Consider the following 15,266-nt stretch of genomic DNA (forward strand, 5'->3'; position numbering starts at 1 on the left):
GTTAGTTTGCTAATCTCTATTATTAGGGATTACCCTATATTTTCATTGATCCTCTGCAAAGTTTTATGGCGACAGAACCAACATGGCAAAAAATTATTCGTCTCCTACGGTGGGATAAACCCGCAGGTCGTCTAATCCTCATTATTCCAGCCTTATGGGCCGTTTTTCTAGCGGCAGAGGCTCAGCCCGATCCATTGTTGGTCCTCGTGATTATTTTGGGCGCCATCACCACAAGTGCAGCAGGTTGCGTGATTAATGACTTATGGGATCGAGATATTGATCCCAAGGTCGAACGGACAAAGGTACGTCCCCTCGCATCCAAAGCTTTAACGGTAAAAGTTGGTATTGCCACAGCCTTCGTTTCATTATTCTGTGCAGCAGGATTAGCTTTCTACTTCAATCCTTGGACAAACCCTCTAAGTTTTTGGCTCTGCGTCGGTGCTGTCCCTGTTATTGTTTGTTACCCTCTTGCTAAAAGAGTGTTCCCTGTCCCTCAGCTAGTGTTAGCGATCGCCTGGGGCTTTGCCGTTCTTATCAGTTGGAGTGCTGTCACGAAAAATCTGAGTACACCAACATGGCTGTTATGGGGAGCAACAGTCCTTTGGACATTGGGTTTCGACACAATTTATGCTTTATCAGATCGTGAAGATGATCTCAAAATTGGCATTAATTCTAGTGCCATCTTTTTTGGGAAATTCGCCCCAGAAGCTGTCGGTTTATTTTATGTGGGCACGGCAACCTGTTTGGCAATACTCGGTCAAACCCTTGCATTAAATTTATCCATTTATGGCATCACATGGGCGATCTCCGTGGGATTGTGGTTTTACCAATATTGGCAATTACGCCGCAGCAATTTACCTCGTTTCAAATACGGCAAAATGTTTGCGCAAAACGTCACCATTGGGTTCATTTTGCTAATCGGTATGATCCTAGGATCTCTGTTTACAGCACCTTAATACGAGCGGCGATCGCGACATTCCCAAATAATTTCGCCCGATAACCATAAAACTCTACTTTTAGTGATTGTCCTTCTTTTGAGAGACCTCGAAACGTTACCAATAATTGTGATTGTTTCCCTTCAAAACATTCCGCCATCTTTTTCGCAAAAGCTTCTTGATGAGTATCCGCAACGAGATCAAAAAATGAGTTAATCTCAACTAGTTCATGGGATTCATAATTAAACAGCTCAGCTAGACGGGGATCCGCAGAGATTAGCTTGCCATCTTCAGATAAAACGAACTGACTAATCGACTTAAATTCGTCAGTTTCCTCTCTATCAGGTTTTTGTTCTGGAATCTCTTGAGCTGGCCGAATCTGCACTCGCAACAAATCCAAAACCATCCCTAATTTTGTTGCACATAATTCAATTAATTTAGCTTTCTCTTGATTGAAAAAGCCAATTTCTGAATGCATCAATGTGGCGATCGCAAGTAAATGAGACCCTCGCATAATCGGAAAACATAAAATCGATTTAGCATCATAGGGTTGATAGGGCAATTCCAACCATCTATCATCCGCTGCAGTATCTTCTATGACACCAATCTCCCTCTGGCGATATACCCATCCAGCCAAACCATTTTCCAGAACTTGACCAACCACCGTTTCCTTTTGCTCACGGATCGCAATTCCGCGCGCCAAAATACTTTCAGCGACATAACCTTGCTCATCCAACCAAAATAAGCTGCTTTCTTCCGCAAAAGTCAACTTAGCTAAGCCTTCTAATGTCTGACGTAATATTGAACGCAATAATAATTTTCCTGACGATCTTGTCACCATCGACAAAAAAGTTACCATCAAGCCATCCTGTAATTCACAAGCCTGCTGCAATCTCTCAAAATAGAGAGAATCAGCCGGAATATTAGACTCTAGATTCATTAATTAGGACAGCTCAAAACACTACAAATTGATTATACGTTTCCCAAGAAAATTAGTCTTTGCTCAATCGACATTCAAAAACAAATAAGCTCCCTATCAAAGCTGATAGAGAGCCTAATTAGATATATTCAGTTTTATATAAAGAAGAGAAGCTTGGCATTGAGCTATTTTCCCGATGGGCTACCCCAGAGGTATCGTCGCCGCAATAGCGTTTCACAGCCGAGTTCGGGATGGGATCGGAGTGGTTCCACTATGCTAGAAACACCAAGCAGTGGTGTGTATTCACACCCTCAAGACTGCACAAAGAATTAGATATGTATCGATTACGTTAGATGTCTGATTTGATTGATTTAAGGACAAGCCCTCGGTCTGTTAGGACATCTCGGCTGCATATGTTGCCATACTTCCACCTAATGCCTATTAACGGGTGTTCTTCCCGTGACCTTACTGGATTAACTCCATGAGAGTACTCATCTTGAGGTGGGCTTCCCACTTAGATGCTTTCAGCGGTTATCCACTCCGCACTTGGCTACCCTGCGTTTACCGTTGGCACGATAACAGGTACACCAGCGGTGCGTCCTTCCCGGTCCTCTCGTACTAAGGAAGACTCCTCTCAATACTCTTGCGCCTACACCGGATATGGACCGAACTGTCTCACGACGTTCTGAACCCAGCTCACGTACCGCTTTAATGGGCGAACAGCCCAACCCTTGGGACCTACTTCAGCCCCAGGTTGCGATGAGCCGACATCGAGGTGCCAAACCTCCCCGTCGATGTGAACTCTTGGGGGAGATCAGCCTGTTATCCCTAGAGTAACTTTTATCCGTTGAGCGACGGCCCTTCCACGCAGTGCCGTCGGATCACTAAGACCATGTTTCCATCCTGCTTGACTTGTAGGTCTCGCAGTCAAGCTCCCTTATGCCTTTGCACTCAATGGCTGATTTCCAACCAGCCTGAGGGAACCTTTGTACGCCTCCGTTATCGTTTAGGAGGCGACCGCCCCAGTCAAACTGCCCACCTGATACTGTCCTTTCACCGGTTTCACGGTTTAAAGTTAGAATTCTAGCCTTGTTAGAGTGGTATCTCACCATTGGCTCCATATTCCCCACGAGGAATATATCAACGCCTCCCACCTATCCTGCGCAAACAAAGCCCGAACCCAATACCAAGCTACAGTAAAGCTTCATAGGGTCTTTCTGTCCAGGTGTAGGTAGTCCGTATCTTCACAGACAATCCTATTTCGCCGAGCCTCTCTCCGAGACAGTGCCCAGATCGTTACGCCTTTCGTGCGGGTCGGAACTTACCCGACAAGGAATTTCGCTACCTTAGGACCGTTATAGTTACGGCCGCCGTTCACCGGGGCTTCAGTCGTCAGCTTCGCCGAAGCTAACCGACTTCCTTAACCTTCCGGCACTGGGCAGGCGTCAGCCCCTATACTTCCTCTTACGAGTTTGCAGAGACCTGTGTTTTTGGTAAACAGTCGCCTGGGCCTCTTCACTGCGACCACCTCTCGGTGGCACTCCTTCTCCCAAAGTTACGGAGCAATTTTGCCGAGTTCCTTAGAGAGAGTTACCTCGCGCCCCTCGGTATACTCTACCACCCCACCTGTGTCGGTTTCGGGTACGGGTCCTATGCTTTCAACACATAATTAGCTTTTCTAGGCACTATCCTTGACTACACGGAGGTCGTAACCTCCTCCCAATCCATTAAGGGTGTAGCTATCTTTCATGCGTCATAATTATGCTCCCACACAGGAGTTGAGGAATATTAACCTCATGTCCATCGACTACGCCTTTCGGCCTCGCCTTAGGTCCCGACTAACCCTCCGCGGACGAGCCTTCCGGAGGAACCCTTAGGGTTTCGGGGTATGTGATTCTCACACATATTTTCGCTACTTAAGCCGACATTCTCACTTCTATATAGTCCACATCTGCTTGCCGCTAATGCTTCACACCGTATAGAACGCTCCCCTACCGATACATCGATAGATATATCCCGCAGCTTCGGTAAATTGCTTAGCCCCGTTCATTTTCGGCGCAGGAGCGCTAGACCAGTGAGCTATTACGCACTCTTTCAAGGATTGCTGCTTCTAAGCAAACCTCCTGGTTGTCTATGCACTCCCACCTCCTTTATCACTTAGCAATTATTTTGGGACCTTAGCTGGCGGTCTGGGCTGTTTCCCTCTCGACGATGGAGCTTATCCCTCACCGTCTTACTGGTTAAATATTATGCAGTATTCTTAGTTTGTCTCACTTTGGTACCGCTCTCGCAGCCCGCAGCGAAACAGTGCTTTACCCCTGCATAAGGAAACTAACCGCTGCGCCTAAACACATTTCGGGGAGAACCAGCTAGCTCTGGGTTCGATTGGCATTTCACCCCTAACCACAGCTCATCCGCTCCTTTTTCAACAGAAGTCGGTTCGGACTTCCACTTGGTATTACCCAAGCTTCATCCTGGCCATGGTTAGATCACCCAGGTTCGGGTCTACAAACTGTGACTTTCGCCCTATTCAGACTCGTTTTCACTTTGGCTTCGGCTTTTCACCTTAACCTGCCACAGCCTGTAAGTCGCCGGCTCATTCTTCAACAGGCACACAGTCAGACGTTAAATCGTCCTTCTATTGCTTGTAGGCTAACGGTTTCATGTTCTATTTCACTCCCCTTCCGGGGTTCTTTTCACCTTTCCCTCGCGGTACTGTTTCACTATCGGTCACACAGGAGTATTTAGCCTTACGAGGTGGTCCTCGCTGATTCATACGGAATTCCACGTGCTCCGTACTACTCGGGATACAGCTAAGCTGTTTCAATTTTCAACTACAGGACTTTCACCTTCTATGGTGTAGCTTTCAACTACTTCGTTTAACATTCACAGTCTACATTGCTGTCCCACAACCCCAACCGTCGAAACAGTTGGTTTGGGCTGTTCCCGCTTCGCTCGCCGCTACTAAGGGAATCGATTTTTCTTTCTCTTCCTTCAGCTACTAAGATGTTTCAGTTCGCTGAGTTGGCTCATATCATCCTATATATTCAGATGACTGTACTAAGGGTTGCCCCATTCGGAAACCTCCGGCTCAATGCTTGCTTCCAGCTCCCCGGAGTATATCGTCGGTAACCACGTCCTTCATCGCCTCTGTGTGCCTAGGTATCCACCGTTAGCCCTTTGTAGCTTGACCTTTCTCATTCAATCGAGGTCAGACTCTTGGCTATTATTTCGGATTGTTTTAATACTTTCCTACCTAGCTATTGTATTCGACTATCTTTTATTCTTTTGTGCAGTTTTCAAGGTGCTTTGCTGAAATCTCTTTCAGCATTCAACAATGTCCATCAGACAGTGCAGATGCTAATTTGATATCAATTTCGTGGTCTTGGTGGAGGTAAGCGGACTCGAACCGCTGACATCCTGCTTGCAAAGCAGGCGCTCTACCAACTGAGCTATACCCCCATTTGTTTATCAACTGTTTCCAAGTAACACTCAAAAACTTGATTTGATAAGTGGGCCATCCTGGACTTGAACCAGGGACCTCACCCTTATCAGGGGTGCGCTCTAACCACCTGAGCTAATAGCCCATTTCCACGAACCTATAATTTGAAAATGACTTCCGTTATTCCCCCTCGCACGACCTTCGAGATGACCTTACTCGTTCTTAATTGCTTTTTGCTTTCGGAATCGAATAGGTTAGGTCTCCCTAAAAGGAGGTGATCCAGCCACACCTTCCGGTACGGCTACCTTGTTACGACTTCACCCCAGTCACTAGCACTGCCTTCGGCGCCCTCCTCCGCGAACGGTTAGAGTAACGACTTCGGGCGTTGCCAGCTTCCATGGTGTGACGGGCGGTGTGTACAAGGCCCGGGAACGGATTCACCGCAGTATGCTGACCTGCGATTACTAGCGATTCCTCCTTCATGCAGGCGAGTTGCAGCCTGCAATCTGAACTGAGGCCGGGTTTGATGAGATTCGCTTGCCCTCGCGGGGTTGCTGCCCTTTGTCCCGACCATTGTAGTACGTGTGTAGCCCAAAATGTAAGGGGCATGATGACTTGACGTCATCCCCACCTTCCTCCGAGTTGTCCCCGGCAGTCTCCCTAGAGTGCCCAACTTAATGATGGCAACTAAGGACGAGGGTTGCGCTCGTTGCGGGACTTAACCCAACATCTCACGACACGAGCTGACGACAGCCATGCACCACCTGTCTCCGTGTTCCCGAAGGCACCAATCCATCTCTGGAAAGTTCACGGGATGTCAAATCTTGGTAAGGTTCTTCGCGTTGCATCGAATTAAACCACATACTCCACCGCTTGTGCGGGCCCCCGTCAATTCCTTTGAGTTTCACACTTGCGTGCGTACTCCCCAGGCGGGATACTTAACGCGTTAGCTTCGGCACTGTCCGGGTCGATACAGACAACGCCTAGTATCCATCGTTTACGGCCAAGACTACAGGGGTATCTAATCCCTTTCGCTACCTTGGCTTTCGTCCCTCAGTGTCAGTTACGGTCCAGTAGAGCGCTTTCGCCACCGGTGTTCTTCCCAATATCTACGCATTTCACCGCTACACTGGGAATTCCCTCTACCCCTACCGTACTCAAGTCATGCAGTTTCCACCGCCGATCCACAGTTAAGCTGTGGGCTTTGACAGCAGACTTGCATGACCACCTACGGACTCTTTACGCCCAATAATTCCGGATAACGCTTGCACCCTCCGTATTACCGCGGCTGCTGGCACGGAGTTAGCCGGTGCTTATTCCTCAGGTACCGTCAAAATTCTTCCCTGAGAAAAGAGGTTTACAATCCAAAAACCTTCCTCCCTCACGCGGTATTGCTCCGTCAGGCTTTCGCCCATTGCGGAAAATTCCCCACTGCTGCCTCCCGTAGGAGTCTGGGCCGTGTCTCAGTCCCAGTGTGGCTGCTCATCCTCTCAGACCAGCTACTGATCGTCGCCTTGGTAGTCTATTACACCACCAACTAGCTAATCAGACGCGAGCTCATCTTCAGGCCAAATAAGTTTTACCCGTAGGCATATTGGGTATTAGCAGTCGTTTCCAACTGTTGTCCCCATCCTGAAGGCAGATTCTCACGCGTTACTCACCCGTCCGCCACTAAGTCCGAAGACTTCGTTCGACTTGCATGTGTTAGGCATACCGCCAGCGTTCATCCTGAGCCAGGATCAAACTCTCCATGTTAGATTCTTTACTCACTCCATAAAGAAGCTTTCTTTCCTCCTAATAAGAGATGTTTTTATAAAGGCTCTCTTTTATCCTTTAACTAAGTCCTACGGCATAAATTTTTCAATCTTACCGTTTCACTTGTTATAATCTTGTTAAAACAAGGGGGCGGATAGTCACTTTCAAATTATTCTTTTGTCTCGGTTCGGGGCGTCGGTTCAGTGCGTCTCTCTCAACCGCGCTTAACTATATTAACCACACTACCCGGCAATGTCAACTCCTTTTCAAGAAAATATTTTGACATTCCTGGATTACAAGGCTGGAATACAGCCACAGTAAAGGGTTGCTGGGGACAAAAATTTCTCGGATTCGCAGCAAAAGACTCCTGAAATCTAAGATTAACCAAAATATCCTTTATTCCAATAAAGCCCTCCTACTCTGATAGACAATAGGGGGGCTTTTAAGTCGGTTGGTATTTAGCTATAGGGGTCAAAAGAGTTAAGACGTAGCATCACGAAGAGTCATCTCCATTGCCTCTCTGAGAGATTGACGATATTTGAGTTGCTTTCTGATACGAGTTTTCAACCAAGACCAGCACTGTTTAAATCTGGTGAATAAGGAGGTAAATAACATGAGTTCAGGATAAGGAATAAAGGTTCTAATCAAGCTGAAGAGAAGGTTTCTTGGGCTGATGACAGTAGGCGATGAGACTGCACAGCAAGTTGACATAAAAATTGCCAGGACTGCGATGGCGGGAATGCTCAATCTGAGAAATATTCTTCAGTTGGTCAATGACTGTCTCAATTAAAGCTCGCTTACGAGCCAGCACTTTGTCACGCCAAAGCATCAGGTGATTCTTCATATTGCGACGAGGCTTAGCTAGAAGCCTCTCATCATATTCTTCTTGTAAATACTGTGCCAGAGGTTGAGAGACGTAACCTTTATCAGCAAAGACTTTTCCCGATAACTCTTTCAAAAGCTCCACTACCGGCTTTCTATCATTGGTGTTGCCAGACGTGATTTTAACATTGAGTAATTCGCCATGGTCATTGATAACCAGATGTAGTTTGAAACCAAAGAACCAACCCACAGAGGTTTTACCTCGAGCGGCATGACCTTCAAAAACGCGATGTGGAGAGATGCGGCGATTGTGACAAACCTTGATACTGGTGGCATCAATGAAACTAATACCTGTGCATTGACCTCTTGCAAAAGGGGTGAGAGTAGGTAAAAAAAGAGGAAAGTAACAGAGCCATAGTGATAAAAATGCCAACTTACGAACAGCTCCAACATTTATCTCCAGAACAATTCAGGAGAGCCTGTGGAGTTAAACTTCAGACCTTCAATCGTCTGGTAGAGGTCCTAGCAGAAGCTAAAGCAAAGCAAAAACCCGGTCGTCCCAGTGTTTTATCCCTGGAAAATCAGTTACTCCTCATCTTGGAATATCTGAGGGAATATCGCACTTATTTTCCTATCGCTCAATCATGGGGCATTCATGAATCAACAGTTTGTCGCATGGTGCAAAAAACAGAGAATACACTCATCAAAGAAACCGATTGCCACTTACCCGGCATGAAACGGCTCCATGGTTCAGAAGAGTTATAGCAGGCAAGGAGTGGGTTAAGACAGAATAGGATAGAAGCAATAAACATAGATGCCATGCCTGCTCCCCATAGTCTTGATTTACGCCTAAAAGCTGTTGCCGCCTTCGATAAAGGTGAACGAAAAAGTGATATCTGTCGCTTCTTTGGTATTAGCCGAAATACGCTAGACCTGTGGCTGAAACGACGAGAGAAAATCGGTTCAGTCGCTCCGAAGACAGATTACCGTCGAGGCCCTCAACCGAAGATTAATGATCTAGATGCTTTCGTGCTTTTGCAGAGGAATATGGGCATCTAACCCAGAAGGAAATGGCGGAGAAATGGCCAGAGTCTATTAGTGATGCATCCAGACGTGAAGCTCTACGGAAAATTGAATTTACTCGAAAAAAAGACCTATCGATATCAAGAGAGAGATAAAGAATTAGAAAAAGCATTTGTGGCACAACTGAAGCAGTATGGCCAAGAACGACTCGTATATATCGATGAAAGTGGATTTGATAATACCTTAGATTATGGGTATGGCTACTGCCATAAGTCAGAGAGGTTTATCGCAGAGAAGTTAGGTCATCGTACAGAACGAGTTAGCGTGATTGGAGGATGGCGAGAGGGAGAGCAGATAGCACCGATGGTATTTGAGGGCTATGCCAACAGCGCCTTAGTTTGCCAATGGGTAGAGGATTGCTTAGTGCCAGAGTTGATTCCGGGTCAAATTATTATTCTGGATAATGCCAGTGTTCATCCAAAGGAAAGAATACAAACATTGGTGGCGAAGGCAGGATGTGAAGTGATATTTTTGCCACCCTACTCACCACACCTGAACAAGATAGAGAAGTTTTGGGGAGGTTAAAGAAGGAGGTAAGTAAGCTCATCAAGAAGACTGAGGATTTGTTCGATGCCATCAGAATAGCCTTCTGTTCTATGTCCTAACCTTCTCCTTCGCTGCTATATCTGCGACGATGCTTCGGACAATGCACTGGTATTAGCTTCATTGATGCCACCAGCATCAAGGTTTGCCATAATCGCCGTATCTCTCAACACCGTGTTTTTGAAGGTTGCGCGGCAAGGGGCAAGACTTCGGTGGGATGGTTCTTCGGCTTCAAACTACACCTGGTCATCAATGAGCGAGGAGAATTACTCAACGTCCAAGTGACGCTCGGAAATACCGATGACCGCCAACCTGTAGTGGAGTTATGGCAAGACTTATGGGGTAAAGTCTTTGCCGATAAAGGCTATGTCTCACAATCTTTAGCCCAGCATCTTCAAGAGGAACATGAGGTGACCCTAATGGCTAAACCTCGTCGAAATATGAAGCATCATTTGATGGTTTATCAAGATAAACTTTTTGCTCGTAAGCGGGCTTTGATTGAGACAGTTATTGACCAACTGAAGAACATCTCACAGATTGAACATTCCCGACATCGCAGTCCCACAAACTTTTGTGTGAACTTGCTGTGTGGGCTGATTGCTTACTGCCATCAACCCAAAAAACCTTCTTTACAGCTTGATTAGACCTATCATTCCTTATCCAGAACTCACGTTAGAGATAACTCTTCTGAACCATGGAGCTGTTTTATGCCGGGTCAGTGGCAATCGGTTTCTTTGATGAGTGTGTTCTCTGTTTTTTGCACCATGCGACAAACTGTTGATTCATGAATGCCCCATGATTGAGCGATAGGAAAATAAGTGCGATATTCCCTCGGATATTCCAAGGTGAGGAGTAACTGATTTTCCAGGGATAAAACACTGGGACGACCGGGTTTTTGCTTTGCTTTAGCTTCTGCTAGGACCTCTACCAGACGATTGAAAGTCTGAAGTTTAACTCCACAGGCTCTCCTGAATTGTTCTGGAGATAAATGTTGGAGCTGTTCGTAAGTTGGCATTTTTATCGCTATGGCTCTGATACTTTCCTCTTTTTTACCTACTCTCACCCCTTTTGCAAGAGGTCAAACCTAAAACCAGAACAAATTATGTATTGCGATGAGTCAGGAATGGATAGACGAGATCGTCACTACGATTTGGCTATAGCTGAAGGTGAACGGCTCTATGGCCTCAAATCAGGCAATCGTCGTGGCAGAGTCAATATGATTGTGGCATGGAGTCAAGGCAAACAGTTTGCACCTTTTCCTGTGGAAGGCTCTTGCAATCGCAATGTTTTCGAGGTGTGGTGAGAAAACTGTCTCCTACCGGAATTAAAACCTCATCAGGTGTTGATTTTGGATAATGCCACTTTCCACAAAGGAGGAAGGATTGCAGCAATCTTGGCAAAGGAACAATGTGAAGTGTGGTATCTGCCTCCCTCTTCACCAGATTTAAACAGAAGTGAACAGTGCTGGTCTTTGTTGAAAAGTCGTATCCGAAAACAACTCAAATATAGTCTCTCTCTCAGAGAGGCAATAGATACGGCTCTTTATGCCAACGCATCATAATCCTTTTGTCCACTGCTATACAAAAGCACGAAAAGCTTCAAGGTAATGTATTTTCGGTTGAGGACCACAACAATAAAGCGTTTTTATATCGCATTTTCTTAAAACACAGCATCTCAACAAAATATGATTTAACTCTAGGGCGTTGGTGAATTGAGGTATGAATCTATGAGGGTCGAGGGATAGGAACATCCCAGAACTTGAGATAGTGAATCAGCAATCGAATCGAATGCTCTAACATTTCCACAGACTTTGAATAACATAAGGTCTTTCGATGGAGTCGAGCGAGATAATGCCGCAATCGAGTGTTCTCTCCTTCGACTCGAGTCATATAGGTCTTACTGACAATCTGGTCCCCATCGGGTACAAAGATGGGATAAACTTTCCAGCCATCTGTGACGTAAAAGAAGCATCTCCAGAGACTAACGATTGCCCATAGTGGCTTGAATGTCTCTGCACTTCTGTCACCAATAGTCCAAGCAAGAATACCTGGTTGAAAGTGGTCTACTGCTGTCCAGAGCCAGACCTTGTTTTTTTAGCACCGACGAATGTTTGAAGTTCATCGAGTTCCCCGACCTGAGGCATCTCTTCCGGTTCATAAGCATCAGGCAGCAATGCACCGACTTGTTTGACCCAAGTGATGACGGTAGTGTGGTGCACTCCTTTCACCCGTTCAATGGCTCGAAAGCCCATACCGTTGACATACATTTTGAGGCATTCACGTTTGAAGGCATTTGAGTAGCCGAGCTGACTATAGTGGTCGATAAACTGACGACCGCAATCTACACAGATGTGATTCTGTTTGCCTTTTTTCTTTTCCATTCTTACGGATATGAGTAGATTGGCATTCTGGACATTCCATTGAGTCAACAACCTCCATTCATACCTCTATTCTGCAACGCCAACTCTAGTTATGGGGACAAATCTTCTTAGAAAAATCAGCAATCCTGGTTAGCAAGTTTCTTTTCCAGCTCTTCTAATTGTTCGCGACGGGTCTCTATTTCAAGTTGACGACGGGTTAAGTCTTGGCTTTGAGAGGTAATCTCCTGCCGCCATGTTTCTATTTTTGCCTGCTCCTTAAGGAGAAAATCAGGAGTGATCACTCCTTTTGCAAAATGTTGTTTCACAACGTCTAATAACCAATCTGTGGCGTTATGGATACTAATAATCTTGTTTTCTTCGCTTAATTTCACAATGACTAGCATCCCAACAGCAAAGGAGCCGAGTTCAAAGCTAATTTCTAGACGATCGCCAAGTTCCCAGCTACCATCCTCTTGTTCATGGGCGAGGATGAGTAACTGTTGATGACCTGTTAAGGGGTTGATTTGAACTTGGGCGAGGTGACGCATCGCAAATTAAGAGTTGGTTACTGTAAGCGTTGTAGCCGTTCCCGTAGAATAGTTTGTTGGGCTTCAGCTTCAGCTAGGGCATCTTTCGCGCCTTGAATAACGGCTTCGGGAGCTTTATTAACAAACCCAGGATTATTCAAGCGACCGTTTAAAGAAGAAATTTCTTTCTCTACTTTACTTAAATTCTTCTCTAGTTTTGCACAAAGAGCCGGAACATCTACTAAACCTTCTAAAGGAATTAACACTTGTATTGTTCCCACAACACCAGCGATCGCCTGCTTTAGATCAGAATTAACAGTTTTAGTTAGGGTAAGCTCATCAACTTTTGCTGATTTATAGATGTAGGCTTCGCCCTGTTCTAGAGTCGTCAGCTCAGTCTCAGACTCGCTTTGCAAAATCACATTGACGGTTGCACTGGGTTTGATACCAGCTTCTGCCCGGAGATTTCTAATCACGCGAATTGCTTCAATCAACAAGCTGAATTTAGTTTCTAAAGATTCATCAACTAAATTTCCATTCTCGGCGGGGAAAAGCTGAGTTGCCAAAAACGTCTTGCTTTCAGTTTGAGTTAAAGTCTGCCAAATTTCCTCGGTAATGTGGGGCATAAAAGGATGAAGCAGCTTGAGAATATTTTCTAATACCCATGCGAGAATTTGCTGAGCGACCTTACGAGAAGGAGCATCTTTTTCTTCTTTGGCATACAAACGCGGCTTAGCTAGTTCGATATACCAATCGCAAAAATCACCCCAAATAAATTCATAAAGAGATTTTGCGGATTCGCCGAGGGCATAATTTTCAAGGTTACGACGAGTTTCAGCGATAACCTGATGCAGCCGGGATAAAATCCAGAGATCACTCAATTCCAGATCAGCTTCAGCGGGGCGACCCAAAGCCTCGGGGGTTTGACCTTCAAGGTTCATCATCACGAAGCGGGAAGCATTCCAAATCTTATTCGCAAAGTTTCGAGAAGCTTCAACAGATTGAGATTCGTCAGTTTTGCGGTCGTACTGAAGGCTAATATCTTGGCCAGCACCAGCAACTTCACGGATCAAGGTATAACGCAGCGCATCAGTGCCATAGCGATCGCACATCAACAGTGGGTCAATACCATTATTAGACGACTTCGACATTTTCTTGCCATTTTCGTCACGAACCAAACCGTGAATATAAACGTCTTTAAATGGAATTTTGCCAGTGAAATGGCTGGACATCATGGTCATGCGAGCGACCCAGAAGAAAATAATGTCAAAGCCTGTAACCAACACACTGTTCGGAAAATATTTTTGGTAATCAGCTGCATTTTCATCCGGCCAACCTAAAGTTGAAAACGGCCAGAGTCCAGAGGAGAACCATGTATCAAGTACATCGGGGTCCTGTTCTAGCTGACAATCTTCACCATATTCGGCGATCGCCTTTTGCTTTGCTTCAGCCTCATCATGGGCCACAACAAAAGGTGTACCGTCTTGAATTTCGTCATTGGTTTCACTAACGACGTACCAAGCTGGAATTTGATGTCCCCACCACAACTGACGGGAAATACACCAATCATTTAACTTAACGAGCCAATCCCGATAAACTTTTCGCCAGCGCTCTGGAACATAATTTGGCTGATTATCTTCATCGAGAAATGTCAAAGTCTTTTTGGAAAGTGGGTCGATTTTGACAAACCATTGAGTCGAAAGTAGAGGCTCCACAGGGACTTTACCGCGATCACTATGGGGAACTGCATGACGATAATCCTCAGTTTTGATGAGCACACCATCTTCCTTTAGCTTTGCGACTAAATTCTTGCGGGCTTCAAAACGATCTTGACCAGCAAACATCCCTGCATTTTCGTTTAGGGTGCCATCGCGATTCATGATGTTGATGAATGGCAAATCGTGGCGCTTACCCATTTCAAAATCGTTGGGGTCATGAGCAGGCGTAACTTTGACACAACCTGTTCCAAACTCAAGATCTACTAGTTCATCCGCAAAAATTGGAATTTCACGACCAACAATCGGCAAAGTTAAGGTTTTACCAATGAGGTGTTGATAGCGTTCATCATTAGGATTTACCGCAACACCTGTATCACCCAACATTGTTTCAGGACGAGTTGTTGCAACTTCTACAAAACCACTGCCATCGGTCAAAGGATAACGGAAATGCCAGAGATGACCGTCAACTTCTTTGCTTTCTACTTCAAGATCAGAAACGGCAGATTGGGAAGCAGGACACCAGTTAACCAAATAATTACCGCGATAAATTAAGCCTTCTTCGTAGAGGGTAATAAAGGCTTTTTTGACGGCTTCGGATAAATTCTCGTCGAGGGTAAAACTTTCTCGTGACCAATCTGCGGACAAACCCATGCGTTTCAGTTGATTGACGATGGTGCCACCAGATTCTTCCCGCCATGCCCAAGCCCGTTCTAAGAATTTCTCACGACCCAAACCATAACGAGTTTTTCCTTCTGCTTTAAGCTGTTTCTCCACAATCGTTTGAACGGCGATACTCGCGTGGTCGGTTCCTGGTAGGCAAAGAACATTCTCTCCTTTCATCCGGTGGTAACGCACCACTGTATCAATGAGGGAAGTATTAAAAGCATGGCCCATGTGGAGTTTGCCAGTGACGTTTGGCGGCGGAATCACGATACAAAATGAATCGCCATCTTTGCTCGGATCTGCCTGAAACACTTGCTGCTCAAGCCAAGTCTGTTGCCACTTACTTTCCGTATTGTGGGGATCATACTGACTGGGGAGATTGGGTGTTTCGTTCGTCATCGGTTAGGGTCTAAATTATTCTGAAATTACAATTTTAAAGCTATTCAAAGCAATTTGAGCGTTTGATTTTGGTACAGTCTCGATTTTGAGACTGATTAGGT

General features: G+C 45.6%; 6 protein-coding genes, 2 tRNA genes, 3 rRNA genes and 6 pseudogenes. 5 read left to right on the forward strand and 12 right to left on the reverse strand.

The window, feature by feature from the left end; genetic code table 11:
- Nucleotides 1–65 precede the first annotated feature (65 nt).
- A complete protein-coding gene (locus tag LEPTO7376_RS22145) occupies nt 66–956 on the forward strand; it encodes a 4-hydroxybenzoate solanesyltransferase (protein WP_015136248.1) in 891 nt (296 codons plus the stop codon).
- Here the strand turns inward: LEPTO7376_RS22145 and LEPTO7376_RS24075 are convergent.
- From LEPTO7376_RS24075 to LEPTO7376_RS22180, 8 genes and pseudogenes are all read right to left on the reverse strand, one after another.
- Nucleotides 943–1,875, reverse strand: coding sequence for a GAF domain-containing protein (locus tag LEPTO7376_RS24075; RefSeq protein WP_015136249.1), 933 nt, complete (start codon nt 1,873–1,875; stop codon nt 943–945). The genes LEPTO7376_RS22145 and LEPTO7376_RS24075 overlap by 14 nt on opposite strands.
- A gap of 151 nt (nt 1,876–2,026) precedes the next feature.
- A 5S ribosomal RNA gene (gene rrf, locus LEPTO7376_RS22155) occupies nt 2,027–2,144 on the reverse strand.
- Between the two features lie 83 nt (nt 2,145–2,227).
- A 23S ribosomal RNA gene (locus LEPTO7376_RS22160) occupies nt 2,228–5,047 on the reverse strand.
- A gap of 193 nt (nt 5,048–5,240) precedes the next feature.
- A tRNA-Ala gene (locus LEPTO7376_RS22165) sits at nt 5,241–5,316 on the reverse strand.
- A gap of 51 nt (nt 5,317–5,367) precedes the next feature.
- A tRNA-Ile gene (locus LEPTO7376_RS22170) sits at nt 5,368–5,441 on the reverse strand.
- Nucleotides 5,442–5,563: 122 nt separating this feature from the next.
- A 16S ribosomal RNA gene (locus tag LEPTO7376_RS22175) occupies nt 5,564–7,051 on the reverse strand.
- The 16S, 23S and 5S rRNA genes sit together here with 2 tRNA genes alongside, the layout of an rRNA operon.
- 480 nt (nt 7,052–7,531) lie before the next feature.
- Nucleotides 7,532–7,662 (reverse strand): annotated as a pseudogene (locus LEPTO7376_RS29345) (IS630 family transposase); the annotation flags it as partial.
- A gap of 29 nt (nt 7,663–7,691) precedes the next feature.
- Nucleotides 7,692–8,237: pseudogene (locus LEPTO7376_RS22180) on the reverse strand (IS982 family transposase); the annotation flags it as partial.
- Nucleotides 8,238–8,299: 62 nt separating this feature from the next.
- Here LEPTO7376_RS22180 and LEPTO7376_RS22185 point away from each other — a divergent pair.
- From LEPTO7376_RS22185 to LEPTO7376_RS22200, 3 genes and pseudogenes are all read left to right on the forward strand, one after another.
- The gene (locus tag LEPTO7376_RS22185; protein ID WP_051188843.1) at nt 8,300–8,638 is read left to right on the forward strand and encodes a transposase family protein; all 339 of its coding nucleotides are present in this window, start codon (nt 8,300–8,302) and stop codon (nt 8,636–8,638) included.
- A 54-nt stretch (nt 8,639–8,692) separates the two neighbouring features.
- Nucleotides 8,693–9,561: pseudogene (locus tag LEPTO7376_RS29350) on the forward strand (IS630 family transposase).
- Between the two features lie 6 nt (nt 9,562–9,567).
- Nucleotides 9,568–10,143, forward strand: a pseudogene (locus LEPTO7376_RS22200) (IS982 family transposase); the annotation flags it as partial.
- Between the two features lie 71 nt (nt 10,144–10,214).
- On the opposite strand, the gene LEPTO7376_RS22205 reads toward LEPTO7376_RS22200, so the two are convergent.
- On the reverse strand, nt 10,215–10,514 hold the full coding sequence (locus LEPTO7376_RS22205) for a transposase family protein (protein WP_051188845.1): 300 nt from the start codon (nt 10,512–10,514) through the stop codon (nt 10,215–10,217).
- A gap of 87 nt (nt 10,515–10,601) precedes the next feature.
- On the opposite strand from LEPTO7376_RS22205, the pseudogene LEPTO7376_RS28165 reads away from it, so the two are divergent.
- Nucleotides 10,602–11,060, forward strand: a pseudogene (locus LEPTO7376_RS28165) (transposase).
- A gap of 163 nt (nt 11,061–11,223) precedes the next feature.
- On the opposite strand, the pseudogene LEPTO7376_RS25385 reads toward LEPTO7376_RS28165, so the two are convergent.
- The 3 genes and pseudogenes from LEPTO7376_RS25385 to LEPTO7376_RS22225 form a co-directional block, all read right to left on the reverse strand.
- Nucleotides 11,224–11,919, reverse strand: a pseudogene (locus LEPTO7376_RS25385) (IS1 family transposase).
- A 76-nt stretch (nt 11,920–11,995) separates the two neighbouring features.
- Nucleotides 11,996–12,406: a hypothetical protein gene (locus LEPTO7376_RS22220; protein WP_015136251.1), complete on the reverse strand. Its 411-nt coding sequence runs from the start codon at nt 12,404–12,406 to the stop codon at nt 11,996–11,998.
- 17 nt (nt 12,407–12,423) lie between these two features.
- Nucleotides 12,424–15,165 (reverse strand): valine--tRNA ligase, encoded by a 2,742-nt coding sequence (locus LEPTO7376_RS22225; protein WP_015136252.1) that lies wholly within the window; start codon nt 15,163–15,165, stop codon nt 12,424–12,426.
- Nucleotides 15,166–15,266 lie beyond the last annotated feature (101 nt).

Source organism: [Leptolyngbya] sp. PCC 7376 (genome assembly GCF_000316605.1).
Classification (GTDB): domain Bacteria; phylum Cyanobacteriota; class Cyanobacteriia; order Cyanobacteriales; family MRBY01; genus MRBY01.

Excerpts from the sequence above, each read along its gene's own strand:
- LEPTO7376_RS22185 (WP_051188843.1), top strand. The coding sequence starts at position 8,300 with ATGCCAACTTACGAACAGCTCCAACATTTATCTCCAGAACAATTCAGG.
- LEPTO7376_RS22145 (WP_015136248.1), top strand. The coding sequence starts at position 66 with ATGGCGACAGAACCAACATGGCAAAAAATTATTCGTCTCCTACGGTGG.
- LEPTO7376_RS22205 (WP_051188845.1), bottom strand. The coding sequence starts at position 10,514 with ATGCCAACTTACGAACAGCTCCAACATTTATCTCCAGAACAATTCAGG.
- LEPTO7376_RS24075 (WP_015136249.1), bottom strand. The coding sequence starts at position 1,875 with ATGAATCTAGAGTCTAATATTCCGGCTGATTCTCTCTATTTTGAGAGA.
- LEPTO7376_RS22220 (WP_015136251.1), bottom strand. The coding sequence starts at position 12,406 with ATGCGTCACCTCGCCCAAGTTCAAATCAACCCCTTAACAGGTCATCAA.
- LEPTO7376_RS22225 (WP_015136252.1), bottom strand. The coding sequence starts at position 15,165 with ATGACGAACGAAACACCCAATCTCCCCAGTCAGTATGATCCCCACAAT.